22 protein-coding genes and 2 pseudogenes are annotated in these 23,589 nt (G+C 57.1%); 9 read left to right on the top strand and 15 right to left on the bottom strand.

Annotation, left to right across the window (positions count from 1 at the left end):
* Positions 1–389: 389 nt before the first annotated feature.
* Positions 390–1,211 carry a restriction endonuclease gene (locus tag B348_RS0127910; protein WP_017739316.1) on the bottom strand — a complete coding sequence of 274 codons (822 nt, stop codon included), beginning with the start codon at positions 1,209–1,211 and terminating at the stop codon, positions 390–392.
* 301 nt (positions 1,212–1,512) lie between these two features.
* Between B348_RS0127910 and B348_RS0127905 the strand changes: the two genes are divergently transcribed.
* Both B348_RS0127905 and B348_RS0127900 read left to right on the top strand, forming a co-directional pair.
* Positions 1,513–2,250 carry a hypothetical protein gene (locus B348_RS0127905; RefSeq protein ID WP_017739315.1) on the top strand — a complete coding sequence of 246 codons (738 nt, stop codon included), beginning with the start codon at positions 1,513–1,515 and terminating at the stop codon, positions 2,248–2,250.
* A 20-nt stretch (positions 2,251–2,270) separates the two neighbouring features.
* On the top strand, positions 2,271–2,630 hold the full coding sequence (locus B348_RS0127900; RefSeq protein ID WP_017739314.1) for a TonB-dependent receptor: 360 nt from the start codon (positions 2,271–2,273) through the stop codon (positions 2,628–2,630).
* Between the two features lie 157 nt (positions 2,631–2,787).
* On the opposite strand, the gene B348_RS0127895 is transcribed toward B348_RS0127900, so the two are convergent.
* Positions 2,788–3,618, bottom strand: coding sequence for a hypothetical protein (locus B348_RS0127895; protein WP_017739313.1), 831 nt, complete (start codon positions 3,616–3,618; stop codon positions 2,788–2,790).
* A 548-nt stretch (positions 3,619–4,166) separates the two neighbouring features.
* On the opposite strand from B348_RS0127895, the gene B348_RS0127890 reads away from it, so the two are divergent.
* Both B348_RS0127890 and B348_RS0127885 read left to right on the top strand, forming a co-directional pair.
* Positions 4,167–4,499 (top strand): hypothetical protein, encoded by a 333-nt coding sequence (locus tag B348_RS0127890; RefSeq protein WP_017739312.1) that lies wholly within the window; start codon positions 4,167–4,169, stop codon positions 4,497–4,499.
* 134 nt (positions 4,500–4,633) lie between these two features.
* Positions 4,634–5,560, top strand: coding sequence for an ADP-ribosylglycohydrolase family protein (locus B348_RS0127885; protein WP_017739311.1), 927 nt, complete (start codon positions 4,634–4,636; stop codon positions 5,558–5,560).
* A gap of 19 nt (positions 5,561–5,579) precedes the next feature.
* Here B348_RS0127885 and B348_RS0127880 read toward each other — a convergent pair whose 3' ends face one another.
* A complete protein-coding gene (locus tag B348_RS0127880) occupies positions 5,580–5,831 on the bottom strand; it encodes a hypothetical protein (protein WP_017739310.1) in 252 nt (83 codons plus the stop codon).
* A gap of 292 nt (positions 5,832–6,123) precedes the next feature.
* Positions 6,124–7,725 (bottom strand): MobH family relaxase, encoded by a 1,602-nt coding sequence (mobH, locus tag B348_RS0127875; protein WP_026137120.1) that lies wholly within the window; start codon positions 7,723–7,725, stop codon positions 6,124–6,126.
* A gap of 218 nt (positions 7,726–7,943) precedes the next feature.
* Here mobH and B348_RS1000000130555 point away from each other — a divergent pair, with 218 nt between their 5' ends.
* Complete coding sequence (locus B348_RS1000000130555) at positions 7,944–8,315, top strand: DUF3742 family protein (protein WP_157356568.1); 372 nt, start codon at positions 7,944–7,946, stop codon at positions 8,313–8,315.
* Between the two features lie 8 nt (positions 8,316–8,323).
* On the opposite strand, the gene B348_RS0127865 is transcribed toward B348_RS1000000130555, so the two are convergent.
* The 11 genes and pseudogenes from B348_RS0127865 to B348_RS0127820 form a co-directional block, all read right to left on the bottom strand.
* On the bottom strand, positions 8,324–9,829 hold the full coding sequence (locus B348_RS0127865; protein WP_017739307.1) for a conjugal transfer protein TraG N-terminal domain-containing protein: 1,506 nt from the start codon (positions 9,827–9,829) through the stop codon (positions 8,324–8,326).
* Positions 9,826–10,149, bottom strand: a complete 324-nt coding sequence (locus B348_RS0127860; RefSeq protein ID WP_017739306.1) for a hypothetical protein — start codon at positions 10,147–10,149, stop codon at positions 9,826–9,828. Before B348_RS0127860 ends, B348_RS0127865 begins: the two co-directional genes overlap by 4 nt.
* Before the next feature lies 1 nt (position 10,150).
* The gene (locus B348_RS0127855; protein WP_017739305.1) at positions 10,151–11,506 is read right to left on the bottom strand and encodes an integrating conjugative element protein; all 1,356 of its coding nucleotides are present in this window, start codon (positions 11,504–11,506) and stop codon (positions 10,151–10,153) included.
* 3 nt (positions 11,507–11,509) lie between these two features.
* On the bottom strand, positions 11,510–12,439 hold the full coding sequence (locus tag B348_RS0127850; protein ID WP_026137118.1) for a TIGR03756 family integrating conjugative element protein: 930 nt from the start codon (positions 12,437–12,439) through the stop codon (positions 11,510–11,512).
* Between the two features lie 244 nt (positions 12,440–12,683).
* Positions 12,684–12,929, bottom strand: a complete 246-nt coding sequence (locus B348_RS0127845; protein ID WP_017739303.1) for a DUF6124 family protein — start codon at positions 12,927–12,929, stop codon at positions 12,684–12,686.
* Positions 12,930–13,434: 505 nt separating this feature from the next.
* Positions 13,435–13,716 carry a DUF1778 domain-containing protein gene (locus B348_RS1000000131310; protein ID WP_085986535.1) on the bottom strand — a complete coding sequence of 94 codons (282 nt, stop codon included), beginning with the start codon at positions 13,714–13,716 and terminating at the stop codon, positions 13,435–13,437.
* A 38-nt stretch (positions 13,717–13,754) separates the two neighbouring features.
* Positions 13,755–14,057 carry a type II toxin-antitoxin system mRNA interferase toxin, RelE/StbE family gene (locus B348_RS0127840; RefSeq protein ID WP_017739302.1) on the bottom strand — a complete coding sequence of 101 codons (303 nt, stop codon included), beginning with the start codon at positions 14,055–14,057 and terminating at the stop codon, positions 13,755–13,757.
* Positions 14,054–14,365, bottom strand: coding sequence for a type II toxin-antitoxin system RelB/DinJ family antitoxin (locus B348_RS0127835; protein WP_017739301.1), 312 nt, complete (start codon positions 14,363–14,365; stop codon positions 14,054–14,056). Before B348_RS0127835 ends, B348_RS0127840 begins: the two co-directional genes overlap by 4 nt.
* Before the next feature lie 65 nt (positions 14,366–14,430).
* A pseudogene (locus tag B348_RS0127830) lies at positions 14,431–15,405 on the bottom strand (conjugative transfer ATPase); the annotation flags it as partial.
* 11 nt (positions 15,406–15,416) lie between these two features.
* Positions 15,417–15,842, bottom strand: a pseudogene (locus B348_RS0127825) (Arm DNA-binding domain-containing protein); the annotation flags it as partial.
* Positions 15,843–15,994: 152 nt separating this feature from the next.
* Positions 15,995–16,909 carry a LysR family transcriptional regulator gene (locus B348_RS0127820; protein ID WP_017739298.1) on the bottom strand — a complete coding sequence of 305 codons (915 nt, stop codon included), beginning with the start codon at positions 16,907–16,909 and terminating at the stop codon, positions 15,995–15,997.
* A 269-nt stretch (positions 16,910–17,178) separates the two neighbouring features.
* Between B348_RS0127820 and B348_RS0127815 the strand changes: the two genes are divergently transcribed.
* The 4 genes from B348_RS0127815 to pgm all read left to right on the top strand — a co-directional run bounded on the left by B348_RS0127815 (position 17,179) and on the right by pgm (position 23,542).
* Positions 17,179–18,201: a zinc-dependent alcohol dehydrogenase family protein gene (locus B348_RS0127815; RefSeq protein WP_017739297.1), complete on the top strand. Its 1,023-nt coding sequence runs from the start codon at positions 17,179–17,181 to the stop codon at positions 18,199–18,201.
* A 705-nt stretch (positions 18,202–18,906) separates the two neighbouring features.
* The gene (locus tag B348_RS0127810; protein ID WP_017739296.1) at positions 18,907–20,343 is read left to right on the top strand and encodes a hypothetical protein; all 1,437 of its coding nucleotides are present in this window, start codon (positions 18,907–18,909) and stop codon (positions 20,341–20,343) included.
* Positions 20,344–20,378: 35 nt separating this feature from the next.
* The gene (locus B348_RS0127805) at positions 20,379–21,785 is read left to right on the top strand and encodes a PLP-dependent aminotransferase family protein (RefSeq protein ID WP_017739295.1); all 1,407 of its coding nucleotides are present in this window, start codon (positions 20,379–20,381) and stop codon (positions 21,783–21,785) included.
* Between the two features lie 113 nt (positions 21,786–21,898).
* A complete protein-coding gene (pgm, locus tag B348_RS0127800; protein WP_017739294.1) occupies positions 21,899–23,542 on the top strand; it encodes a phosphoglucomutase (alpha-D-glucose-1,6-bisphosphate-dependent) in 1,644 nt (547 codons plus the stop codon).
* Positions 23,543–23,589: the final 47 nt, after the last annotated feature.

Here is a 23,589-nt window from a genome sequence, read left to right as displayed (position 1 = left end):
TATATGCAGCAGTCCTAGGAGACACGAAAAACACCACTCCGCATGACGGAGGTTGTCAATTATATCCGACAACCTCGGCCATTTTCTTTCCGAAAAGGGACCGAAAAGGGGACAGATTTGTTTTTATATCACTGTCCGCTTTTGGCCGATTTCTGCCTGTCACGAAGGGCTGTAATCGACCCAAAGCTGTCGGTGAGCAGTTGGTGAAAGAGTTCAATAAGACGTCAGCACTCATAACCTGGGGCTGGATTTTCATCATTGATGGCACGCCTCAGGTTTTGCCGCCCACATCGCTTTATAGCTCTCCATTACTGCGTGCCTTGAGTGGTCAAGTACGATGCAAACGCTTGGTCAAGTCAGGTGCAATTTCCCAGTGAATGGGACTTCAGCTATCCATCCCCAAGTGGCCCATCGAGTGTCACACCGATGATGGGCGCCCTTGGTTCAAAAATCGACCCTCCAAAAACCTCGTCGAATGCGGTTTCCACGTCTTTGAGGTACTTGAGGATGACGTCCAAAAGACCGCGAAACGTATCGCAATGCCACCTAACGTGAGGAGTAATCAGCTTCAGCACCCTGCTCTTAAAGTCATCCAGATCTTTAGGCAAACCTAGTAAGACGTCCGCCCCCAAAACTGGCGACATGGCTCGATAATTAAACATAGACAATGACATCACTGGGACAGCGTGCAGCGCGTACAGGAGATCAAACTTTTCCTTCTGTTCCGGGCACAAGGCATCGTAAGCGCGATCTCGAACGCCATTACACGGCTCTACGTACTGGAGGGGGGTATCAGCCGTATCGCCGATGAGTGGGCAGAAATACCGGGGCCACCACGCCTCAAAATAACGCTGCTGGAACTCTAGGTACGTCATACCGACGATGTTGGTATTTTGCGTGTAGCGCTGGGCGCCCTTTTGGAGACCATACTTCGAGATGATGAAGCCGATGTTTGCCCCCGTTTCATGCATTACAGTAGTGAACGAGTGCACCACGGCCTGTGGAATGGCGCTTCCCCAATTCTTGCATTCAACGATGTACTTGATCTTGTCGACACTTCGAACGTCCACAGCCAGCACGTCCACATTTACGGATCCCCGCGGCGTATCGAGATCAACCTCAACCTCTGCGGTTAAGCCAACATTGCGGAAAATTCGTTGCACACCACTTTGAAGGTCCCGCCAGTCTTGTGGTAGCGGATCGTCGATCACAGCTGCGTCTCCCGTTGCAGTTCGCGGCGTGAGAGACTACTTCTTCACAAAGGCGACGTCCACAGGCTAGCTACAGCTCAGACCTCAAGTAACGCAATTGGTCAGCTGCCAGCGGAGATTGATCCTGGCGATGTGCTTAGAAGCGACTGCTGCACTGGCCACATTCAATCCAAGGGAGGTTTCATGGAGTACGAGCTGGAGGACCGCTCGACGCTTGAAGGTCGGTTTGCGGGACTTATCCGGCGATATCCAACCTGATATCCTCCCGGCCCTATCGCAAAGGTAAGGCTGGGAGCCTGAGATGAGTTTTATCCCGAGCTGTGACAACAGACACGACGCCATTAGCTCTCTTGCTGAGATCTACGCTGTTTCTACCGATGAGATCGAACGAGTGCTTCTAGCCCCGGCAGTCCTGGAAATCGCACAGGTGTACTCTGAAATTAAGCGACCGGAGTTCCATGGGGTTGTTTGGCACCTGCTAAAAGCCTACCCGCGCGATGACATCACCCACGCGTATTACTACCACTCGACGAGTTATGCGGGGTGCGACTCGTGGTTTGCCGAGGGGTTGTTGGGTTCTTCCCAAGGCGTGGGGCGCTTCTTGGATAAGATCATGGAGTGGGTACCCCCCGAAAAACGACCAACTGCAAAACAGCGGGCTGAGGGTATTGTGAAGCTTCGCAGCGAGTATGAAGGGTCTACAGCTGCGGGCACGGGCCCTTACGCGTGGAACACCTTCACTGCTGCAAGCCACAGTGAAAGCGGCATCCGATACCGCGTACCAGAGGCAGTCCAAGATCTATGGTCTAGCAGCTTTTGCGGAAGCGGCGGATTTGTCGACCTGCGCAGTGTTATAGAAGAGCGACTGAAGCCTGTCGTAGTCAAGTTCAAAGGGGAAACGACTGACATCGAGGACTACTGTGCGTCACTTTGGGCCTACCTGCTTTCGGATGACGGAGAATGTCACCTCACCCACACCTTCAAGGGCACCGGACAAACCATTCCCCGCGAGGACATCGCCGCGGTAATTGACGTGTAACGACTTGAAGGCTGAACCGTATGAATGGCGAAATGATTGATTCGCCGTTCGAATCAATTGTAGGAAACACGAGCCCCCTGCCCCCCAAGATCAGCGCGAGTGTCTGGCTAAAGAAGGAGCTGGACGGAGGCTTCAATGTCGCAGGTGTAGGACGGTATGAGGGTGAGCGCTTTACTTCAACGAACAACAAGGTGTCGCTTGATTCGTACACGACGGCTGAATTGGCTGGCGTATATCGAAACGAGCACTACGACGTGACGCTGAATGTCGATAACCTCTTTAACCGTGAGTATTTAGTTTCTGCCAAGGCGGGTAGTGATAACTCCAACTACCCCGGGGCGCCTCGCAGCGCCAGCCTGCGTGTAGATTATCGCTTCTAACGAACTAGCATCCCGGCCAATGGGGCGTAGCAGTTGTTCGCGATTTACCGTTTTCGACCCGGTGCAGCCAGTCAGCAGCGACTGAAGCCGGTCAAAAAATGACAGGCTAGAGTGTGCCAGGACAAATCGATTTCTGCTGCTACTATGCCTGGTTATCTTATTTAGTAGACTTGCTATCTTCATATATTTTTGCTCTTAATAATGCAGGCCCGTAAGATTCGATCCACGTCGCCTCTCCGGCGCTGAGCCGCATCGAAGTTGAATCCCTTTGCAGAATGACTCCCGTTTTTAACTCATTTATGAAAACCTTCAAGACTTGATTTCGAAAGGCTTGGGTTTGATTGCTGTCGTCATAAATGAAAAGGTAAAATACTAACGCACCGATTATAACTGTTCTAGTTATGAATCCACCCTTCGAGCCCGCGATGTGGACCTTTCCAACGCGAGCGATGAGCGGATTTGTCTTCCCACATGGGGACATTGGAATTCCGATTTTTTGCAATCTAATAACTTCCTCAGCCGAATGCTGAGCTGGTGACAAAAGCTGAACAACTACCTCAAAGCCGCGCATTCCAGCTGGGTCGGAATGAAGGATATAATTTATCGAGGTCGAAAAAATATGCGAGTGCAACCCGTCTATGCGCATTGCGTTAAACGAGAGTTTTAATATCCACCTTAGTAATATATCGTAGTCGTAGACTAGCTCGATGTTTTTTTGTAAAAATACGTCAGTTAGTATTCCGTGCTGGCGAAGAAACTGGCTTGCATGGCTATCGAGTTTGCCAAGCAGTACATGATTGCATCTCTCGCAAACATCTTTAATTGTAAATTGGCCGCCTACAGTTTTTTTTGCAAACTCATTCCAGCCTGATATTTTGTAATTGTTTCTTTCATAATAATCATAAATAAAGTGAGGAATGATGTGCTCACGGGTTAACTTTCTATCTGTTGGCCCGCAATATGCGCAAATTAATATTTTTTCGCTCAAGAAAAATCTCCTTTATAGGGGGTCAGTGTCGCGCTAGATGTTGTTGCGTTCTCGCTCTTGTTGAGTATGTTATCTTTCAATTAATTTTAGGTATGCCAGATAAAGACTTATAACAGGATTAAGTGTTACCGGCTCAAGGCTTTACCTGTCAGCTTACCCCAAAGATAGTGCCTTCGGTAAGTGGATCGAACAGAGAGAAAATATGAAAGGCCTCTGCTTTCACTTTCCGGTGATTCAAGGCTACGGAAGTCAGAAGTGGAAACTTTAAACGCTGCCTGTCGCTATTCATAATTTTGCAAGCCCTAGTATGGGAGGGCGATGTAGTTCTACCAATCTGCATCGGTCTAATTCAAGCACGCACATCCCGTTTTTTCTTGTGTATCTGTTATTCTTGGCTCTAGGTGGATGTCCGCTATTGGCCGAAAGCTGCCTACGAATATAGGCAACAGACGTCTGCGTGCGCACAGCTAAAGTATCCGGCTGGGCCTAAAATGCGCCATGCTGGCTCATTCAGCCTGATCCTTCTTGAATACCCCCTGAGAAATAGTATGAAATCGGATTTGACAGAAGAAGAGATGCGTCGGGCGCTATTCGGCGAACCCGAGCCTCCTGCGCAGGCATTGACCACAACCGTGCAGGAAACCGTCGCGGAACTGGCGGTTATGACGCCGGTAAAGGTTGTGAAGAAAAACAAAGTATCAAAAGGCTTCACGCCCAGGCTCAGAGTGACACTACGAGTTGGGAATGAGTTTGAAGGCAAGATGCACGAAATGGTACATGAAGCAGATACGCTCAGTTCCCTTGTTGCCGAGCAAGAAGCCACGAAGGCAGCCAGGAAAAAGTTTCGCTTTGTCGAAGTGGTTTCGGTCAAGTCAATGTAGTGGCGATATTTATTTCTCAAGGGCGCCGCAGCGATTACGCGCATCGCACAACGTAGTCAGTCGCGTCCTACAGACCGAGCGGGGCGGAACTGGAATAGTGGTGTGACCTAGATCTGTCTATGAGCACATCACAAATGCCTATCTCTCTGTCGGATCGTTTTCGTGGCTGCCTACTTGGCCTGGCCTGTGGCGATGCCGTCGGAACAACTGTCGAGTTTATGCCGCGCGAGTCCTTTGCTCCGATCACGGACATGACTGGCGGAGGGCCTTTTAATCTTCAGCCTGGGCAGTGGACCGACGATACATCCATGGCGCTTTGCTTGGCGGAGAGCTTGCTGCACAAAGGTGGTTTTGACGCTCCCGATCAGATGGAGCGCTATCTGAACTGGTGGACGTCGGGTTACTTGAGCTCTACCGGCGAATGCTTCGATATTGGCCTGACGGTGCGCCAGGCATTGGTTGATTTTCAAAGAAATGGCGATCCCTTTGCCGGATCCACGGATCGCTACTCGGCCGGCAACGGTTCAATGATGCGCCTGGCCCCGGTCGTGCTGTTTTATTACCCCGATGCTGACCGGATTCGCGCTTTTTCAGCCGACAGCTCCCGTACAACTCACGCCGCTCAAGAGGCTGTTGAGTGCTGCCTGGTGTTATCGGAGATCATTGCCAATGCGCTGCGTGGTACGCCGAAAGCACAGATGTTGCAGGTGCAGAGTTTAAGCCTTACGGAGCCCAAAGTGATTGCCATTGCTCAGGGGCTATACCGGGAAAAGAAACGCGCTGACATTGTCGGTTCCGGCTATGCAGTGGCTTCACTGGAAGCTGCGCTGTGGTGTTTTCACCATACCGACAGCTTTGCCGAGGCCGTATTGGCGGCTACGAACTTGGGGGATGATGCGGATACCACTGCAGCGATTGTCGGCCAGGTGACGGGTGCCTATTACGGTGTACAGGGTATTCCAGAGGACTGGTTGGCCAAGCTGTGGATGCGCGAACACATTCAGGTAGTTGCGGATGAGTTGATGCGGGTGAGCCATCCGCTGACGGAAGGCTCCCCGTAGAGCAAGAACGCTTCGACGATTACTGCATCAGTTTCATGAACGCCATCAGAATACCAACGGCGGCCGACAACATGACGCCCATTCGCATCGTCAGCTTTATTTCCAAGCGAGAAATTTCTGACTGCAACTGATTGTGCAGATTGGCGATATCAACTTTGGTAGCGAGATACGTATTCAAGTCTGACTCCATCGCTTCGATTACCGCATTGATCTTTTCCTCGGGGACGTTGATTGAGGACAACGCCTGATACAGAGCAATTTCGAGTTTCATATGACCTCCAAAATAGCAAAGGCCGACCCCGTCCGGGAAGGCCCGTCGGGGTTGGGGAGATAAACGGCTTCCATCGACTTGACGTCGACTGATCGCGCTATCGGAAGCGGGCGATCATGGGCTGGATCTCTGCGCAAAACCGCAGCGCAGCCTGAAGATCCTGGCTGCTGGCATGTGGCTGAATAGATCAGCCGGACACGCCAGCCAATGTGAAAGTGAGGCGGCAATCGGTCAATTCAGAAAGCGCCAACGCGTGTCTACGGATTCTTCTGGGAGTTGTGTGGGTAGGCTCCTACACGGACTCGTCCGTTATGAGTTGCAGGTAGGGATTATTCAGCTTCAACTCTTCCGGTAGCTCCCAGGTGTTGGCCAGCAGGTAGCCATAAAGCCGACTGGATTTACGCGGTCCATGGACAATGCAAGTCCAGATGTTCAAGTCGTTGGGTTGCTTGCGGTGTTTCTTCATCCGCTCAAAGCTTTTTTGCACGAGCTCCCAATCCTCAAGCTGTTCTTGTTTCGCTGATTGAGCAAGATCAGGGTGTTCCTGGGCATAGCGCTGGAACAGGCCTGGGGTGACCAAGAACAATGTGTTTTCGACCGTGTGAACCAGTGCTTTGGCTTCATTGATGCGCAGTGTGCGGTTCTGGATATGTTGCTGAAGCCAATCCATAAACCGCCGCCCGAGCGGGGTGCTGTCATGTGCTTTTTCAGCTAGCGGTGCCTCGTCCGTGGCTTCTTCTGCTACCACTTCAATTTCAACAACCACGGTCCCGGTGAAGGGCAGTGGTCTGTTCTCGGATTGCCAGATCAGTGACGGTGCGAGTTTGAGCAGGGTGAAGCTCTGTGCCCATCCGCTCTCACTGTGCACCGTGGCACGCCAGATGGCTTTGCCTTCGGCGTTTTCGAGTACCAGGCCGTACTCCTGAAGAATATTGAACAGAGTGGTATTGCGTTCGGGGATGCCGCTGATGCCCTGGGACAGCAGGTGGGCACGCAGTTTGTCCGAAGCGGTTTTGCTGACCAGCCACAAGGCATTGTCGGTGAGCCAGCCGTCCGAGGCTTCGGGCTGGTTTAGTTTGAGCACTTCGTGCGCCAGGTAGCGCAAGCCATCGAGTAGCTTGCGCTGGAGTGCGTGGCGGGGCGCTGCAAGTGCTACGGAGGGATCGCCACCGAGGGCGCGGGCAACAGAGGCCTGGTCGGCGCGGACCACGATGTCTCCTAGTATGCCCGCCTGCTCATATTGGCCTGCCAGTGCGTGAAGCAACGCCGCCCAAAGCTCTGGGTACTCGCAAAGCCAGTCCATTGGCTCGCGTCCGAGCACTTGGGCTGCCAGTAGGCCGCTGCTGACGCCGTGCAAGCGATATTGCCGGTGGGGTTTGTGGCGAAAGCGATAGGGGTGTTGCAGGGGGCCGTGCCACGGGTGCCAGCGTTGTCCGGATTGATCTTCAACATCCACGTCAGTCACAAGTTTGCCGATATCGTGCAGCAGCGCGGCGTAGGCGATGCCGGCGGTCCAAGCTTCGGCTTGTTGGGTCTGGATTTCCGGTGAACTGCCGGGTGGGAGCAAATGGGATTGGCGCAACTTCAAGGCGCAGATCACGATTTCCAGACCATGGTCCAGTAGACCGCCTGGGTAGGCGTGGTGATGGCTCTCGGAGGCGGGGAGTAATTGCACCAGTGCGGCATATCGTTCCAGCGGCGCGCGGTACAGCGTGGTGAACTGTGCGGGTGAGACGGCGGTGCGCTGCCAGATCTGTTCCATCAGTGTTTGGCGATGGGGCGGGGCGAGTAATGCCTTCCCCGATTGCACAGGGTGCCAGCCCACAGGTGTTTTCGGTTCTGCGGGATTTGCCGGCGAGGGTCTCCTTTTTTGAGGGTGAAACCACTGGAACATGGTGTTCTCCAGGGTATGGGTGGCGAAGGCACCGTTTGCGTTTTTCGGGCAGGGCCTTTGCCATTAATTAACCCTTCCGTTTAGCCTTTTGCAGCAGCCGTTTATGGGTGTTTATGCTGATAAGCGGTGTCCATTTTCTGGAAAAACTGTGGTATCCATTGCACTTGCTCTTTCTCAAATTGGAGTGCTGGAAGGCCCATTTCGTGGAGGTGAATGCAATGGGTGATCATTCGAAAATCAGTAATGCTGAACGGGCGGGGCGCTGGCTTGGACGAGCCTATCGAAGCCTGATGCAGCAGGAGCAGCGGTTGCGTCTGTGGCTTGTAGGGTTCGGAATTCATGCAAAAGGCGCCCGGATCATTGCCTGGTGTCTGCGCCTGAGCGCGTTGGTTCTGCTGCTGAGTTTTTCCATCGTGCTCGCGATGATCTGCATTGGCTTGTGGCTGATAGGGCGGGGTGTTGCTCGAAGCGATTTTTCTTATCAAGCATCAGAAGCCGAATGGCGTTACGGCGATGAGGGGTTTGGCTTTTATGAGAAGGGCGTTCGTACAGACTTCGGTCGACTTTTTGAAGACGGCGAAGACCTATAGCTCAATCTCTAGGTCAGCCTTTTGCTAATCATCTCGCCGCCGCTTCGGCCAGCACTTTTTGCTTCGGTTGTTGCGTCGCTTAAGCCACGTAGCACGCTGCCGACGTGTAGGCCGGCCCAGGTTAAACTCGCTACCCAAAGACTTGGAAGCACAATGAACATCATCGCCATCACATAATTCAACAACATATCCCCAAACGAATTATTCAACCCAAACAGCACATTGAAATTACTCTGCGGCGCACCACCACCATAGAGCGCATCCAAAATCGTGCTGTCGATCCACCGCGCCAACTGAAACCAGAAATCCACAAAAAACAGCGCAAACTGCACGCAGCTAACCGTGACCAACGTCTTCAAATCATAGGTGCCAATCACCAGCACCAGCGGCACGCAGATCACCAGCGCCATCTTCAACAACGACAACACCATCGGCAGGGCCTGACGCAGCACATCCATTGCCGGGAAGAACCCCAGCGATCCCACCGTCAACCCAAGGTCCGCAGTAGCACGGGTGATGATATTGGAGATGCTCTTCTCAACCTGGCCGCCATAGTCGTTATAAACCTGCCCCTGGTTCATCGTTTGCTGACGCGGTGCCGCCACCGCACGAATCACTGCATCATCCACTTGCACCCGAGACAGGAAGCCTGCCCAGCGCGCCAGTCGTGTAAGCACGTCCGCGTCCACCTGCTGCAACAGCCTTGCACGCAGGCCCTGGTCGGTATCCGTCCACCATTGCCGGCAGCCCGGATAGCCACCACCCTCGGGGACTTGCGCCAAGCCCGCGTCGCGTGTGGCGTCGTAGGGCCATGCGCTGCGTGGTTTGCTTGACCGATAGCGCTCATAAAAATTGGGGTTGTCGACGAAGTAACGCGAGCCAATCCAGCTCACATCATTCATCTGTCCGTCATCCAATTGCGGTCGGTCCATAAACAGCCGCGCACGGGCACGGGCGTAGCAGTCGCGGGTGAAATCGGCGACTTCTTGCGCCAGCAGAGGATCATCGATGCGGCTACCATCGATGGCCATGCGCATCTGGCGCAGGTCAACTCCACAGGGGATTGAGGCTACCGCTGCGCCGGTCACGGCTTTGGATAAAGAGTGCAGGAAGAACCACCATACCGGTACTTCTGCGCTTTGATTATTGAGGGTAGTGAATGCGCTATCCCAGCCGGTCTCTGTGGGCGCGGCGACGCGCACCTGGCATTGTTCGGAGCGGCTTTCGTCGAATTGCAGGGTGCTCAGATCCACCGGCACAACCGGGATGCCGGCGAACATGATCACCACGATGGCCACCCATACGCGGTTTTCAATGCGCATCGCTGACAGCACGCCCTCATTGCCCTCATCGGCACCTTCGCCGCGAGCGCGCAGCCACTCTTGCAGGATGATCGCGAGAAAGGGCAGGGCGAACACGCCGCTGGCAACCAGCACCTGCCACAGGCCGTTGTTGATTATCCAGCCCACCAGGGTCAGGTAATACTCCAGATAGTCCGTGGTGGTCAGGTTCATGCTGCCCCCCGTCCGGAAACGGCGTTGGCAGCCTCCAGTAACGTCAGCGCGGCAATGGCAGCCACTTCGGTACGCTGGAGTCTGCTGGCGACTTGCGGTTCGCGTTGCAGCAGGCGATTGCGCATACGCCACCAGGCGTAAACCAGCGTTGCGTACAAACTTAGACGCCATAGGAACAGGCCATTGGCGTGGTCGCGTAACCAGTTATGCCAAGTGATGAAGTCTCCCAGTACCGCGCTGGCGAGCAGGTTGATCAGCAGTCCGAAAGCGGCCAATCCCAGCCCCCAAACCATAAGCCGTGCACCAATGGACAGGCGCATGCTAGCGACCCTCCTCAGCGGGCCGTTCAATCTGTTCAATGCGATTGCGCTCTGGATCGCCCTGATACACACCGCGCGAACCTTCAATCCGCAGCGCATTACGCCGCAGGATTTCACTGGCGGCATTGGCGGCCAGGGAACGTCGCAACTCCAGCTCGGTTTTCAGGTTCTGGATTTCCAACGTCAGCAAGTCGCTTTCTTGAGCCACGGCTTGTTGCGCCAGTTCATTGGCCGCCACATTGGGTTCCTGCCGGCCAGTCAGCAGCGTACGTTGTAGCAACAGTGCTTTTTCCAACACGCTCGACAGAGCCACTTCGGACGCCAGGCGTTTGCTCAACAAATCCTGATCGGGTTCTTCACGCAGCGCCTCAATCAATCCACGCGTCACCGGCAATGCATTGCTGCCCGCAGCTTGGAGGTTGGCGTGGGTGGTTGGCAGGCGTTTGCTGAGCAGGTCTTCTAGGGCTTTGAGCTTGATGTCGTACTCTTCCTGGATCAGCGGCGTGAGCCCGGTGCCGGGGGTGCTGTCGGTCTTGCTGCAACCGTCGCAGGTGCGCTGGACCTGCTCGCCCAGAACGCGGTTTGCCCAGTCGGCAGCGGCTTGCGGTGACGGCCAGCTTTGACAACTCAAGCGGGCGCCACAAGTCGCGCTTGGGATTGCAGAACTGTCCGTCACGTTGCGTCCGTTCAGCAGGTTGTAACCGGCACGAGTGACATCGCCGACCACCTTGATCGGCATTTGCCCGCTGCCACCGGCTTGCTCGCCACCCACCCAGGGCACACCACGGTTGCCACGCTTGGCCTCGGTCTGCTCGATTGCGGCCACTGCATCGGTTTTGCTGGATGCTTCCTTAAGCGCCATCCCTTCGGCCAACTGTTCCCACCCCGACTGGCCACCGGCGATATCTGCCATGCGGTTGGCAATAGCCCGGCAGGTGGATTTGGACCGATCAAAGTCCAGGCGTGCCTGCAAAATGCCATTGCTTAGAAGGTTGTAAAGCCCGGGATTGGCGCGCTGAATAATCAACGCCGGCAGCGACGCTACCGCGCTAGTGGCGTTCTGTATGACGTTGCTCATGATCGACTGAAAACCGTTGGTGATACCGTTCAATTGGTTTTGCAGTGTGGTTTGCAGGTTCATATCGCCGCAGATCATGTTGCTGCGCCAGCCCATGCCGACGCCGAGGCTGTACATATTGGCACCCGGACCCATCGGCACTGCGCGGCCACCGCCGATGCTGTAGAGCACGTCATCACCGATCACACTGCCGCTGGCGCCAATGCTTTGGTCATTGGCGTGGATGGGCGAGCAGAGCAACCCGAGGGCAAGCAGGGCGAGGGTAGGAAGCTTTGTCATGGGTCAGTTCCCCGTGCTGCCGAGGAACGTCTGCCCCTGACGTTTGCAGCAACTGTAGGGCCGCCACAGCGCCCAGACGTAGGCGCCATCCTCGGCTTGGGGCAGTGTTTCAGTGTTAGGGAATACGCTGCAGCTCGTGCTCATACTCGGTTGCAGGTGCTGCCATTTGCCGCTATTGGCATCGTTCTCGTTTAAGGCCCCGGCTGGCCAGTAGCCGGGCGAGGCCTTGCTCAGCAATGGCTGATAGACATGGGGTTGGCCACTGCGAGTGACCACATCCCCCGCACGCTGGGCGGCCACGGCTGCGGTTTTGTAATCATCGGCCTGGTACAGAAAGCCACCACGCGGATACACGCTGCCCCAAAGGTCGCCCAGGATGCCCACCTCGCGCATGCCTGGAATTAGCGCCTCCGGATACAGAAGCTCGGGAATGTTGTAGCGCCATGCCAGGAAGTCAAAGCTGCTCAGAACGTAGGGCACAAACGGCTTGCCTGCGCCGTTGCAGCTGTAGCCAAACTGGCTGGCAAACCGGTTGAACAGCAGCGTGCCGGGGTGGCCGATGACATCCGCATTCTTGAACTTGAGCAACGCGTTCTCATTGACCTGATTGGCCGTACTGTCGCCACCATCTTGCGCCGCAGAATTCGGCGGGCTCATCAGCGCGACTTCACGCCATGGGTTGGCGCCGGTTTCGGCATAACTGGAAACCACGGCATCCGGCACGTAGTGGCGCACCTTGGCTGAGTTTTTGACCTTGCAGCCATAGGGCGTGCAGCGTAGCCAGTAGCGAACACCCACAATGCGGTAGTCCAAGCAGTTTGCGGAGAGGCAAGAGTTGGCTAGCGTGGCGCTGTCGATGGCTGCCGCATTGCCGGTGGTGATCAGCAAGGCAAGGCTTAGCGCGTGACGGAGTGGGGCGGGGAGGTGATGCATTGGGTGGCTACCGGTTGAACGATCGGTAGACAGTTGAGCGTGTTACAGGGGCGTTGGCGCAGAGGTAAGCGATTGCATTGATGCCCTTATTCGGTGACGCGACTGGTCTTTCTCATTGCGGATGATCTTTCGACGAATTTGATGTGTTCCGAATTTTGCGTGGGAAATTTCTCGGTGATGTCTGAGGCACTAAAAAGGCCGCTACGAAATTATCGCAGCGGCCATTTGCTGGTGCGTCATACGCTCATGCTGTCGGGCATTGCTGCTCCAGAGCCTGATCTACCAGAAGCTGTGCCATTTCTACGAGTTGTAGTATTCCCAGCGCTTTATCACGCTGGGTGTCCGCTAACTCAAACGCACCTTGGTAACCCATGCTGACAGCCGAAGCCAGCAGCTCACTGGCATTGGCCAAGGCGACTTCGGAGCTTAGTCCGCTGCGTACGTTGAAAACGCTAGACGGTTTTCCGTTCGAGGCAAGGTCATCGTTCATGACAGGGCCTCCATCAGCGTTCCCCTTCGAAGTCCATTTGCGAGGTGGCTACGGAGTGCGCTGGTATTGCTTGGAACGCTCGAAGGGCGGTGCCCGGGCGTAAAAGGGGGATAGGCCATTCTCCTTATCTCCATCGTGTCGTTAAGGAACCACCCCCTGCCGTTGCGACACGGGCGAAAGGTGGCAGACCGTACGAGGGTCGCAAACCGGCACACGAAGGAAAACCGGCCAAGCCGAAGCCTGCCCCGCACGGCCTGCCATAGAGGGACAGCAGCCGGCCTGATGAAGCGTCGACCACTGTCTATGGCGCTGAACCGCGCCTTCGTGCGATTTCAGGTTGCGACACCCGCTCACAACAATGTTGTGACGCGAGATAGCCTATTCCCGAGTCTATATAAGTCAACGTCAGGCCTAGAGTGGGCAGCGGTTTGTGTAATCAAGAAATTTGATTATTGGCTACCATCAACGACGACGCCAGTTATGCAGTACGACCGAACAACTAGCCTCAACGGCTCCAGGGAACCGTGCGCTCCATTAAATCCTGAAGGCCAGGGTTGTCTTGAGGTGCGCGGTCGAGCAAGGCGATAAAGCTTTGAGCCTGATCGCCATCATGTCGCCGCAGTCGCGGGCAGAGCAAAGTGTCGGTTGCGACCTGACAGGCGCTGTCCAGAATAAAATTGTGCAACGATTTGTTGGCCAACTTGGCCGCTCTGCCTAGAACAAGGCTTTGCTGGGACGAAATACGCAGTTGAATTCGTAAGCTGTGTGAGCGTGATTTATCCATCATTGCGGTTGCCTGGTCGGTTTGCTAGCTGGGAAACTGATTCATCGCCCAATCAGCGTGGGTAGATCCTCCGGCCAACTCTGCGCCTCATGCAGCACTCGCAAAATACGCACACGATTATCATGGATTCTGTAAGCCGCGATATAAGGGGTGCGACCAATCACCAATTCCCGTGTGCCTGCGCAACGGCCAACTCGACCACTTTCGGGGAAATGGGCCAGACGTTGTGTCTGATCCTCAATGCGAATATCTATCTCGATGGCGGCGCGCGGGTTGTCCTGTTCGATAAAATCGAAGATCGCATCGCGATCCTTCAGCGCCCAAGGCGACCACTCCAGCTTCACGCCTCACCACCTTCCGACAGCTTGCGCTGGGCATTGGCACGGCGTTTGGCGAAATGAGCCTCGACGTCTTCCGCAGGGATTGCAGGGCGCGGATCGTCCAGGGCTTCCTGCACCTTGGCGCGGAACCAGGCGTCATAGGTCGCAGGGTCGGCGACGAATCCAAAGGGTAGGGCGCCCTCATTCGCCACGCGGGTGAGCAAGATACGTACAGCATCCGAGACGGTCAGCCCCAAGTTGTTCAACACCGCCGTGGCACGGTCTTTAACGTCCGGATCGATACGGGTTTGAATAAGCGCGTTACTGGCCATGACAGGGATACCTCCAAAGAGCGTGCAATGAATGTAATTCAGTTGCATGACAATTTCCATGGCCGTTAATCCGTTCCTGGCAGATCAATGACCATTGGCTCAATCCCCCGACACCGATCCAAATCCGCCGCCATCTCAAACGCCGCCTCCAACTCACTGATCCCCCGCGCCTGCATCAACTGATGCCGTTGATGCTTCTCCTCCGGCTCAGTCATCGCCATGGCCAGATTCAAACTCGGTGGCACAGCACGAAACAGCACCTCCATCGACTTGGACAAAATCACCCCCTCGGAGAACTTGCCGGCCTCCTTGCGCGCCGAACGCATCAGGGCTTTCTCTGCCGATGTCAGTGCGCGAAAACGGGCGATCTTTTCCACCTCGTCGGGCGGCATCGACAGGCAGATCCACCACTCGATCATGTTCAGCATCGGTTCGGCTGCCTTGGGCAGGTCATCCAGGTTCTGCGTGGCCATCCAGAACCAGGCGCCGAGCTTGCGCCACATCTTGGTGATCTTGACCACATAAGGCGCCAGCAGCGGGTTTTTGGTGATGATGTGAGCTTCGTCGGTCACGTTGATTATCGGCCGGCCGAGCATTTGGTCGCGCTCGGCCAGGTTGTTGACCGCGTTGATCAGCGAGATATACGCGATCGAAAGCTGTGCGCTGTACCCCTCGCGGGCATAGGTGGCCAGGTCGACCAAGGTGACGTCAGCCTCAGGCCAAGGCGTGCCGGCGCAGTTGAACAGGGCACCGTCGCTGCCTTGGCAGAACAGGTCCATGGCATCGGCCATTTCCAGCAGGCGTATACGCCGGGATTCAGGCAAGGCCAGGTCATGGCCGGCGGCGCGCAGCGCATTGCGCACATCTTCGGTCAGCACTGTGCGGTGTTGCTGGGTGCAGAGGCGGGCGGCGTCGAGGATGCTCTGGCGGATCAGGCTACGGTCGGCGCGAGTCAGGCGTTGTTCTTCCTTGTCTTCGCCGCCAGTGATCATCAGGCGTGCAGTGATCTCCAGCTCGCCGAGCACATCACGTTTTTCATCTTGCGGGTCGTCAGCGCACCGCGAAACCCTGCGATGGATTTGGTCACCAGATCGGCGGACTTGAATGCCAGCCATTGCTCGGCGACGTAAGCGAAGGTGCGCTCTTCGTTGAGTAGCTGTGCTTCGATCTTGGCAGTCTTGGCCTTGAGGGGGGCGATGTGGTTGGCCACGTCACGGCGTGCACCGCGGGCAATATCGCGCGCATCTTTCAGTCCGATGTCGGGATAGGCACCGATCGAGAAACGGTTCTCCTTGCCGTGCAGCCGATATTTCAACCGCCAGAACTTAGAAGGGTTTTTTCCAGCCTTGCTCGACGGCCTCACCTCCAAATAGAGGCCAGGTACTTCGCCGTCGGCGTGCTTGCCGGGTTCGGTCAGCGTGCGGATGAAGGCGTCGCTGAGTTTTCGTTTGAAAACGACTGCATTTTCTGAGGGCATCGGTGGGGGCATCCTTTTTAAGGAACCGAAATTTGCCCCCAATTATGCCCCCACCTGCTCCGGAACTCAGTGGATTTAGATAAACGGCAGTGGACTTGCTAAGCGTATAACTGCTTGTTATAAAAAGATTTTTGGAATTCTGTGGAGTTCAGTTACAAACTATCGGGGTCCCCGAAGAACATCTGAATCCGCGACCGCAACCACCGCTCCCCCGGGTCATTATCCTGTGACCCACGCCACGCCATATGCAGCTCGAACGAGCGCACCGGCAGCGGCGGTTCTTCCGCGCGCAAACCACCCGCAGCCGTCAGTGCCTCGGCGGCATAGTCCGGCACGATGGCGACAATATCCGTGCCCGCGAGCAACGTGCCGAGGCCGTTGAACTGCGGTACGGCCAGTACCACGTGGCGTTTGCGGTCGAGTTTTTCCAGTTCCTCGTCGATAAACCCGCTCAAGTCACCGGCAAATGACACCAGGGCATGGGGGCGGGCGCAGAAGTCGTCGAGGCTCAGGCTGCCCGGCACGCTGTCGGCGCGCAGCAGTTTGGGCACGCTGCGGCGCAGCAGCTTGCGCTTGGCGTTGGCCGGCAGGTCGGCGGTGTAGCTGACGCCGATGGAGATTTCGCCGGAGGCCAGCAGACCGGGCATTAGGATGTAGTTGACGCGGCGCACCACCAGCACGATGCCGGGCGCTTCGGCGCGCAGGCGTTTGAGCAGCTGGGGCAGCAGGGCGAATTCAACGTCGTCGGACAGGCCGATACGGAATACGGCGGTGCTGGTGGCCGGGTCGAAGTCGGCTGCACGGCTGACGGCGGTGGAAATCGAGTCCAGGGCCGGGGAGAGCAGGGCGAAGATTTCCACGGCGCGGGCGGACGGTTCCATGCTGCGGCCGGTGCGCACGAACAGCGGGTCATCGAACAGCCCGCGCAGGCGCGACAATGCGGCGCTGATCGCCGGCTGGCCGAGGAAGAGTTTCTCGGCGGCGCGGGTCACGCTGCGTTCATGCATCAAGGTTTCGAATACAATCAAGAGGTTAAGGTCGACACGACGCAGGTCGTTACGGTTCATCTTGTGTCCTGGATGAGTCAGCGAGCTTGACGAGAGCGGCCATGAAAGAACCCCTTGGATTCGCTTGGAAAAGCATGACCGGTATGAATCTTACGGGGAAAGGCTGGTACTCTGCACCGGCTAATTGAGTTTTCCTACGTTAGCCGGGGTCTTTTCCTCGGGAGCGGAATCAATGACAGGCATGTCGACTATTAATGGTGACCTGTGGTCTTACCGGGAAAGCCCAGATAGAGTTCATGGCATTAGAGGTTACTTTGACGAGGTTTGCGATGTCCCGCACGATCCGTTTTCACAAGTTTGGTCCGGCCGAGGTGCTCAAGTGCGAAGAGCATGTAGCCGCGCAGCCCGCACCGGGCGAAGTGCAGGTGCGTGTCGAAGCGATCGGCATCAGTTGGTACGACATCCTGTGGCGCCAGAACCTGGCGTCTTCCCATGCGCGCCTGCCGTCCGGCCTTGGCCATGAGATGGCCGGGGTGGTCGTGGCCCTGGGCGAAGGCGTGGATGACTTGGCAGTGGGCGATAAAGTCGCCAGTTTTCCGGCCGAGAGCCCTAATGATTACCCGGTGTATGGCGAGCTGATCGTCTTGCCCCGTTCGGCCCTGACCCGTTACCCGGACGTCTTGAGCCCGATCGAAGCCAGTGTGCATTACACCCCGCTGCTGATCGCCTATTTCGCCTATGTGGACCTGGCGCGGGTCAAACCCGGCCAGTTTGCCCTGGTGACGGACGCGAGCCACTGTGCTGGCCCGTCCTTTGTGCAACTGGGCAAGGCCCTGGGTGTGCGAGTGATTGCCGCCACCAAGGACAGCGCAGAACGTGAGTATCTGCTGTCCCTCGGCGCGGAAAAGGTCATCGTCACCGAAGAGCAGGACCTGCTCATGCAGATCAACAAGTTCACCGACAACCGTGGCGTCGACGTGGTGTTCGATGGTTTGGGTGGCCCGCAGATGTCGTTGCTTGGCGATGTGCTGGCCCCGCGTGGCAGCCTGGTGCTGTATGGGCTGCAAGGTGGCAACCAGACGCCATTCCCGGCATGTGCAGCGTTCCAGAAGAACATTCAGTTCTTTGTGCACTGTATCGGCAATTTCACCGGCAAGCCGGAGTTGGGCATCACCCAGGACCAAGTGGCGTTGCAGCGCGCGTTGCGTGATATCAACCAACTGACCGCCGACCGCGTGCTGGTACCGCTGAAGACCACGGTGTTTGCGTTCAGCCAGTTCGTTGAAGCGCACCGCTACATGGATGAATGCCCATGTCGGGAACGCGTTGCGTTGCAGGTTGAAGCTGTTTGATCTGTAGGAGTATTCGCAAATGAATGCGCATGCATCCAAATGAATGGGGCAAATGCGCCATTTGGCAGGGCTTAACCCGTTAGACGGTTGAGCCGCTGCTCGGGCGCCAAGCCCCGCAAATAATACCTTTGTCCCTGACGCCGCACTGAATTTCAGTGCGGCGTTGTCGTATGGGCGAAAAGAAAGTCTTGTCGCGTTTTCATCTGCGCTGGTTTCAGGCGACTTTCTGTATCTGTTAATCATGGATCGAGTGCCGATAATTGTGCCTTCACTGTCATCTCAAGGATTGAGCAATGATTGACTATCTGGCATTGGCGCTGTGCGCTGCTCGCACTAAGGGGTTTGTTGCCCTGTGCGCCCGAAGGCCTGTTACTGAAAGAACAGGGCTTGCAAGGGAATCGATAAGTCCACTGATTAATATACGTCGGACGTTTCTCTTTTTATCTAGTTAAAAAACTGTAGGAAGTTGTCGGAGCGTTCCTGGGCTTGGCGGCGCCCCGCTTGCAGCCCGGTGCAAGGCCTGCTTCGTAGCCTGCCAGGAGCTCAATTGTACGGCGGTCCGTTCGCAATGCTTTTGTTGCGAGGTGCTAGTGTTCATTTGTCATCACGCCGAGCAATACACGTCAATTCTATAGATGTAATGGGTCGGGCAAGTGTCGATAAGCATTTGCTTGAAACTGATATTCCAACTTGGGTAGTAGAACTATGAGCGCAATTCACGAACAAGCCATGAACTATGTTTATCAGCAAGTTCTGCAGCGTTTGATTGGGCACTTTTCGCGCGTAGAACGCACCGCACTTCAATTGCTGATCCAGCGAATCGTGGTCGCGGCAGGCGGAATGGAACAAGTGGGAAATTACAAGGTGCTGGTTGCCCATGGCGGCGGCGAAGTGAGCAGTTATACATTGGCGCTGCTGCGTGCCGCGCAATTGTCGATTGCCGGCCGTGCGCCCAAGACCTTCAATCTGCGGGTTGCAACCTTGCGTCACGCAGGCATGACGCAAACCACACTCGATACCTTGCATCAGGGGTACAGCGCGCTGTTTTTCCATGACGACCCGCGGGTGGAACTGCTCATGGTGGAAAACCAGGAGGTTCAGCCCTTCAATCACCAGCGGCCGGCATCAAGCACAGGGCGGGAAGTCAGCCAGCGCGCGATGCTGATGGTCGGGCACCTGACCTCCGGGGATGTTCGCGCCACGCTCTGCAATGACACCTACCTGTCCCTGGGCGACTTCTACCAGCGTGTCACCACCTGGAATGGCGGCGTGCACGCGTTGGTCAGCGGTGATTCACCGCGCAAGCAGGGCCAATACCTGGCCTGGCTAAAAAAGAAAGCCCTGTTGGCCGGGGTCGCCATGCCGCCGGGCAAGCCCCTATCGCTCAACGGGCTGTTTGCACGCATGGAAGAATGGAGCGTGGGGTGTTATCGCGACCTTTTTGGCGAGCAATACGTGGCCAGCGAGAGCCCGGGGCGGGGCGGTCACCGCCATCTGGCGTATATCGGTATAGCTGATTTGCTTAGCGAGGTGGACCCCGGTTCGACGTCGCTCGTCACGGAGTTTCTGGCCCACAGACCGGACCCCCTCGGCTTCCACTTCAGCCATCCAGACTTTCCCAACCCGCTGCTGATGGCTCATCTGTGTGGATTGCAGGCGCAGTGCCTGCGCGAGCTTTCTTACGAGGACGGCGTTGAAGGATTTGTGCGCCACGCCCAAGGCTACATGTTTCGCCGGCAAATTCCCGAGCACTTGATTGCGGGGGCCAGCAGCCGGGATGGACGAGTACTGGCGGCGACTTACGCCCAGGAATTCTTCGGCCTGGAAGAAGGGCAACTGACGTGCCTGCTGTACTCACCCTTCATTCACCATGGCGAACGGCTGGAAAGCTACCTGCGCCAATGCCATCCCGGCATGCTGGTCGCATTGCCGGAGCTGCACAAGGTGTTGCAAGGCAAGTCGGCGACGGAGGTTCTGCAACAGTGGGCAATCGATACGAGCGGGCTTCCACTGCCGTTGCTGCAGCACCTGTACCGCAAGCGCCCCCAATCGATCGATCACAGCACCGGCGTAAGCAGTCAGCGCAGCCTCCAGTCGTTGAACCGCGCTGATGTGCGCAGTTTTCAGCTGTCCGGGCGCTAAGGCGTGTATTGGCGCGGCAGCCGGGGTGCGCGGCAATGAACTTGCGCGGTGAGCGGCAGGCGGACTTTGCCTATCAGGCGGTTTACCGCTACATGATCAGCCTGATCAACGAAGTCAGCCTCGAAACACCGGTGAGGCTGCCGTCCCTGCGGCAACTGTCGACACGCTTGAACGTGTCTATCTCGACCATCCAATACGCCTATTCGCTCCTGGAGAAGGAGGGCCGGGTCTATTCCGTGGCCAAATCGGGCTATTTTGCCTGGCCGGTGGCGGGCAACCCGCTGATGGCATCGGCGGGCGACCTGCTGGAGCGCCTGTATGCCGCGGCGCGTCGTCCACGAATGGTGGTGCTCAGTGGCGATGAGCCGGCGTTGCTGGCAACGCTGGATGGCAGCTTGCTGATGTTGGAGCGTCAACTGGTACGCCGTTACCCGCGTCACCTGCAACCGTGGTCCCAGCCCTGTGGTGTCTGGGAATTGCGGGCGGCGCTGGCGGCCCGTTACACCTCATCGCCTACCCGTTGCTGGCAGGCCGATGAGGTGTATATCGGCGCGGACCTGCAGGGCGTGCTGGAAATCCTGATTGATGTCCTGGGCCTCAAGGGCACCACGTTGATTGTCGAGTCGCCCTGCGACTGGTTGATCTTGCGCTTGTTGCAGGCCGCGGGTGTGCGTGTGATCGAGCTGCCCTGGAGGGCTGACGGCAGCCTGGACCTGACGACGTTCGAACGCCTGTTGCGCGACGAACCGGTGCACGTGGTACTGCTGTCATCCGTGGTCAGCCTGCCGTCGGGGGTTGCCCTGTCCATGCCGGAGCGCTTGCATGTGGCGCACCTGCTGGACCAGCACGGCTGCTGGCTGCTGGAGAATGACACCTTTGGCGAATTGACCTTCGGCCCGCGCCCGCCAGCACTGCGCAACCTGGTCAACCCCGAGCGGCTGGTGGTGTTTTCGTCGTTCGAAAAAATGCTCGGCGCAGAGGCACCATTTGGCTACGTGCTGTCGCGCCACTTGAGCAGCGAACTGCAACGTCAGTTCCTGTTGCGCTCATTCCGCCTGTCGTCGATCCGCCAGCGCGCCATCGCGCGGCTGTACCAAAGCGGGCGTCTTGACCAGCACCTGCGCGTGTTGCGCCAGCGCCTGCAGGAACAGGCCGATGCCATGGATCAGCGCCTGGGCGCGCGCCTGGAGGGGCGTGTGACCTACCGAAGGCCGGTCGCCGGGGCGAGTTTTTGGCTGCAATCGGTGGCCTCGGTGGACATGCGCCAGGTGTTCCAGCGCATGGTCGCCCATCAAGTGGTGATTGCACCGGGAGAATTGTTCAGCCTCAGTGGGCTGCACCAGCAGCATGTGCGCGTAAGCCATGCATTCAATGGGCATCCGAACCTGGACGTGGCCTTGGACGTATTGGCCGACGCATTGCTTCAGGCGCAGGTCGGTTAAGCGGACGAATGTGCGAAATTTCTACTTTGCCTGTGGGATAGATACCGTCGCGCGGCAGTCCAACTCCCAGTAAACTGCCATTTTTTCCGAATCCTTCTTTCTGAGGTTTATGCATGACAATCAGTCCTTTTGCGGGCAAGCCGGCGCCAGCCCAGTTGCTGGTGGATATCCCGCGACTGGTCACGGCCTATTACACCGGCCAGCCTGATGCAGCGATCTCCACCCAGCGCGTGGCTTTTGGCACCTCCGGGCACCGTGGCAGCTCCTTCGAGCTGAGCTTCAACGAATGGCACGTGCTCGCCATCAGCCAGGCCATTTGCCTGTACCGTGAAGCACAGGGCATCAACGGCCCGTTGTTCGTCGGCCTCGATACCCATGCGCTCTCGACGCCGGCCGGCGCCAGCGCGTTGGAAGTGCTCGCCGCCAACGGCGTCCACGTGATGCTGGCCGAAGGCGACGAATACACGCCGACGCCGGCCATTTCCCACGCCATCATCTGCTACAACCGTGGCCGTACCAGTGGCCTGGCTGACGGCATTGTCATCACGCCGTCCCACAATCCGCCGCAAAGTGGTGGCTACAAGTACAACCCGCCCAACGGCGGCCCGGCCGATACCCACGTGACCAAGTGGATCGAAGCCAAGGCCAACGAACTGCTGGCCAATAAGCTGGCCGGGGTCAAGCGCATTACCCACGCCCAGGCGCTGAAGGCAGACACCACCCATCGCCATGACTACCTCAACAGCTACGTCGCTGACCTGATCAACGTGATCGACATGGACGCCATCCGCAGCGCCGATCTGCGCCTGGGCGTGGACCCGCTGGGCGGAGCAGGGGTGCGCTACTGGTCGGCGATTGCCGAGCACTACCGCCTGAACCTGGACGTGGTGAACACCGAAGTGGATTCCACTTTCCGCTTCATGAGCGTGGACTGGGACGGCCAGATCCGCATGGACCCTTCGTCCAGCTACGCCATGCAAGGGTTGATCGGCCTCAAGGAACGTTTCGACGTGGCTTTCGCCTGCGACCCGGACCACGACCGCCATGGCATCGTCACACCGTCCGGCGGCCTGTTGGCGCCGAACAACTACCTGGCGGTGTCCATCGACTACCTGTTCCAGAACCGTCCCGACTGGCGCACCGATGCGGCGGTGGGCAAGACCGTGGTCAGCAGCGGCTTGATCGACCGTGTGGCCGCGCGCATTGGCCGTCGCCTGTATGAAGTGCCGGTGGGCTTCAAGTGGTTTGCCGATGGCTTGTTCGAAGGCTCGCTGGGCTTTGGCGGTGAAGAAAGTGCCGGCGCATCGTTCCTGCGCAAGGACGGCAGCGTCTGGAGCACCGACAAGGACGGCCTGATCCCGGCCCTGCTGGCGGCGGAAATGACCTCGCGCAAAGGCCAGGACCCGAGCCAGATCTACCGCGGCCTGACCGATGCCCTGGGCGAACCGTTCGCCATCCGCGTCGACGCCAAGGCCACCCCGGCGCAGAAAGCCCTGTTGGGCAAGCTCTCGCCGGAGCAGGTCACGTCCACGCAACTGGCCGGGGAAAGCATCCAGCAGATCCTCAGCCATGCGCCGGGCAACAACCAGGCGATTGGCGGTTTGAAAGTCATGACTGAAAACGGCTGGTTCGCGGCACGGCCATCGGGCACCGAGGATATCTACAAGATCTACGCCGAGAGCTTTATTGGCGAGGATCACCTCAAGCAGTTGGTGGAAGAGGCCCAGGTGCTGGTGGACGGCGCTATTTCCGAGTAACGCCACAGCCCTAAAATGTGGGGACAATCAAATGTGGGAGCGGGCAA

The sequence above is a fragment of the Pseudomonas sp. CBZ-4 genome (genome assembly GCF_000346755.1).
In the GTDB taxonomy this organism is placed as follows: Bacteria; Pseudomonadota; Gammaproteobacteria; order Pseudomonadales; family Pseudomonadaceae; genus Aquipseudomonas.
This window is presented reverse-complemented; position numbering and strand designations above follow the sequence as displayed.

What these genes read in the sequence shown, in the direction of transcription:
- B348_RS0127835 (WP_017739301.1), bottom strand. Translation starts at nt 14,365, where the DNA reads ATGGCCAGTAACGCGCTTATTCAAACCCGTATCGATCCGGACGTTAAA.
- B348_RS0127820 (WP_017739298.1), bottom strand. Translation starts at nt 16,909, where the DNA reads ATGAACCGTAACGACCTGCGTCGTGTCGACCTTAACCTCTTGATTGTA.
- B348_RS0127855 (WP_017739305.1), bottom strand. Translation starts at nt 11,506, where the DNA reads ATGACAAAGCTTCCTACCCTCGCCCTGCTTGCCCTCGGGTTGCTCTGC.
- B348_RS0127860 (WP_017739306.1), bottom strand. Translation starts at nt 10,149, where the DNA reads ATGCGCCTGTCCATTGGTGCACGGCTTATGGTTTGGGGGCTGGGATTG.
- B348_RS0127865 (WP_017739307.1), bottom strand. Translation starts at nt 9,829, where the DNA reads ATGAACCTGACCACCACGGACTATCTGGAGTATTACCTGACCCTGGTG.
- B348_RS0127815 (WP_017739297.1), top strand. Translation starts at nt 17,179, where the DNA reads ATGTCCCGCACGATCCGTTTTCACAAGTTTGGTCCGGCCGAGGTGCTC.
- B348_RS0127805 (WP_017739295.1), top strand. Translation starts at nt 20,379, where the DNA reads ATGAACTTGCGCGGTGAGCGGCAGGCGGACTTTGCCTATCAGGCGGTT.
- mobH (WP_026137120.1), bottom strand. Translation starts at nt 7,725, where the DNA reads ATGTTCCAGTGGTTTCACCCTCAAAAAAGGAGACCCTCGCCGGCAAAT.
- B348_RS1000000131310 (WP_085986535.1), bottom strand. Translation starts at nt 13,716, where the DNA reads ATGATGGATAAATCACGCTCACACAGCTTACGAATTCAACTGCGTATT.
- B348_RS0127880 (WP_017739310.1), bottom strand. Translation starts at nt 5,831, where the DNA reads ATGAAACTCGAAATTGCTCTGTATCAGGCGTTGTCCTCAATCAACGTC.
- B348_RS0127890 (WP_017739312.1), top strand. Translation starts at nt 4,167, where the DNA reads ATGAAATCGGATTTGACAGAAGAAGAGATGCGTCGGGCGCTATTCGGC.
- B348_RS1000000130555 (WP_157356568.1), top strand. Translation starts at nt 7,944, where the DNA reads ATGGGTGATCATTCGAAAATCAGTAATGCTGAACGGGCGGGGCGCTGG.
- B348_RS0127850 (WP_026137118.1), bottom strand. Translation starts at nt 12,439, where the DNA reads ATGCATCACCTCCCCGCCCCACTCCGTCACGCGCTAAGCCTTGCCTTG.
- B348_RS0127885 (WP_017739311.1), top strand. Translation starts at nt 4,634, where the DNA reads ATGCCTATCTCTCTGTCGGATCGTTTTCGTGGCTGCCTACTTGGCCTG.
- pgm (WP_017739294.1), top strand. Translation starts at nt 21,899, where the DNA reads ATGACAATCAGTCCTTTTGCGGGCAAGCCGGCGCCAGCCCAGTTGCTG.
- B348_RS0127810 (WP_017739296.1), top strand. Translation starts at nt 18,907, where the DNA reads ATGAGCGCAATTCACGAACAAGCCATGAACTATGTTTATCAGCAAGTT.
- B348_RS0127905 (WP_017739315.1), top strand. Translation starts at nt 1,513, where the DNA reads ATGAGTTTTATCCCGAGCTGTGACAACAGACACGACGCCATTAGCTCT.
- B348_RS0127900 (WP_017739314.1), top strand. Translation starts at nt 2,271, where the DNA reads ATGAATGGCGAAATGATTGATTCGCCGTTCGAATCAATTGTAGGAAAC.
- B348_RS0127845 (WP_017739303.1), bottom strand. Translation starts at nt 12,929, where the DNA reads ATGAACGATGACCTTGCCTCGAACGGAAAACCGTCTAGCGTTTTCAAC.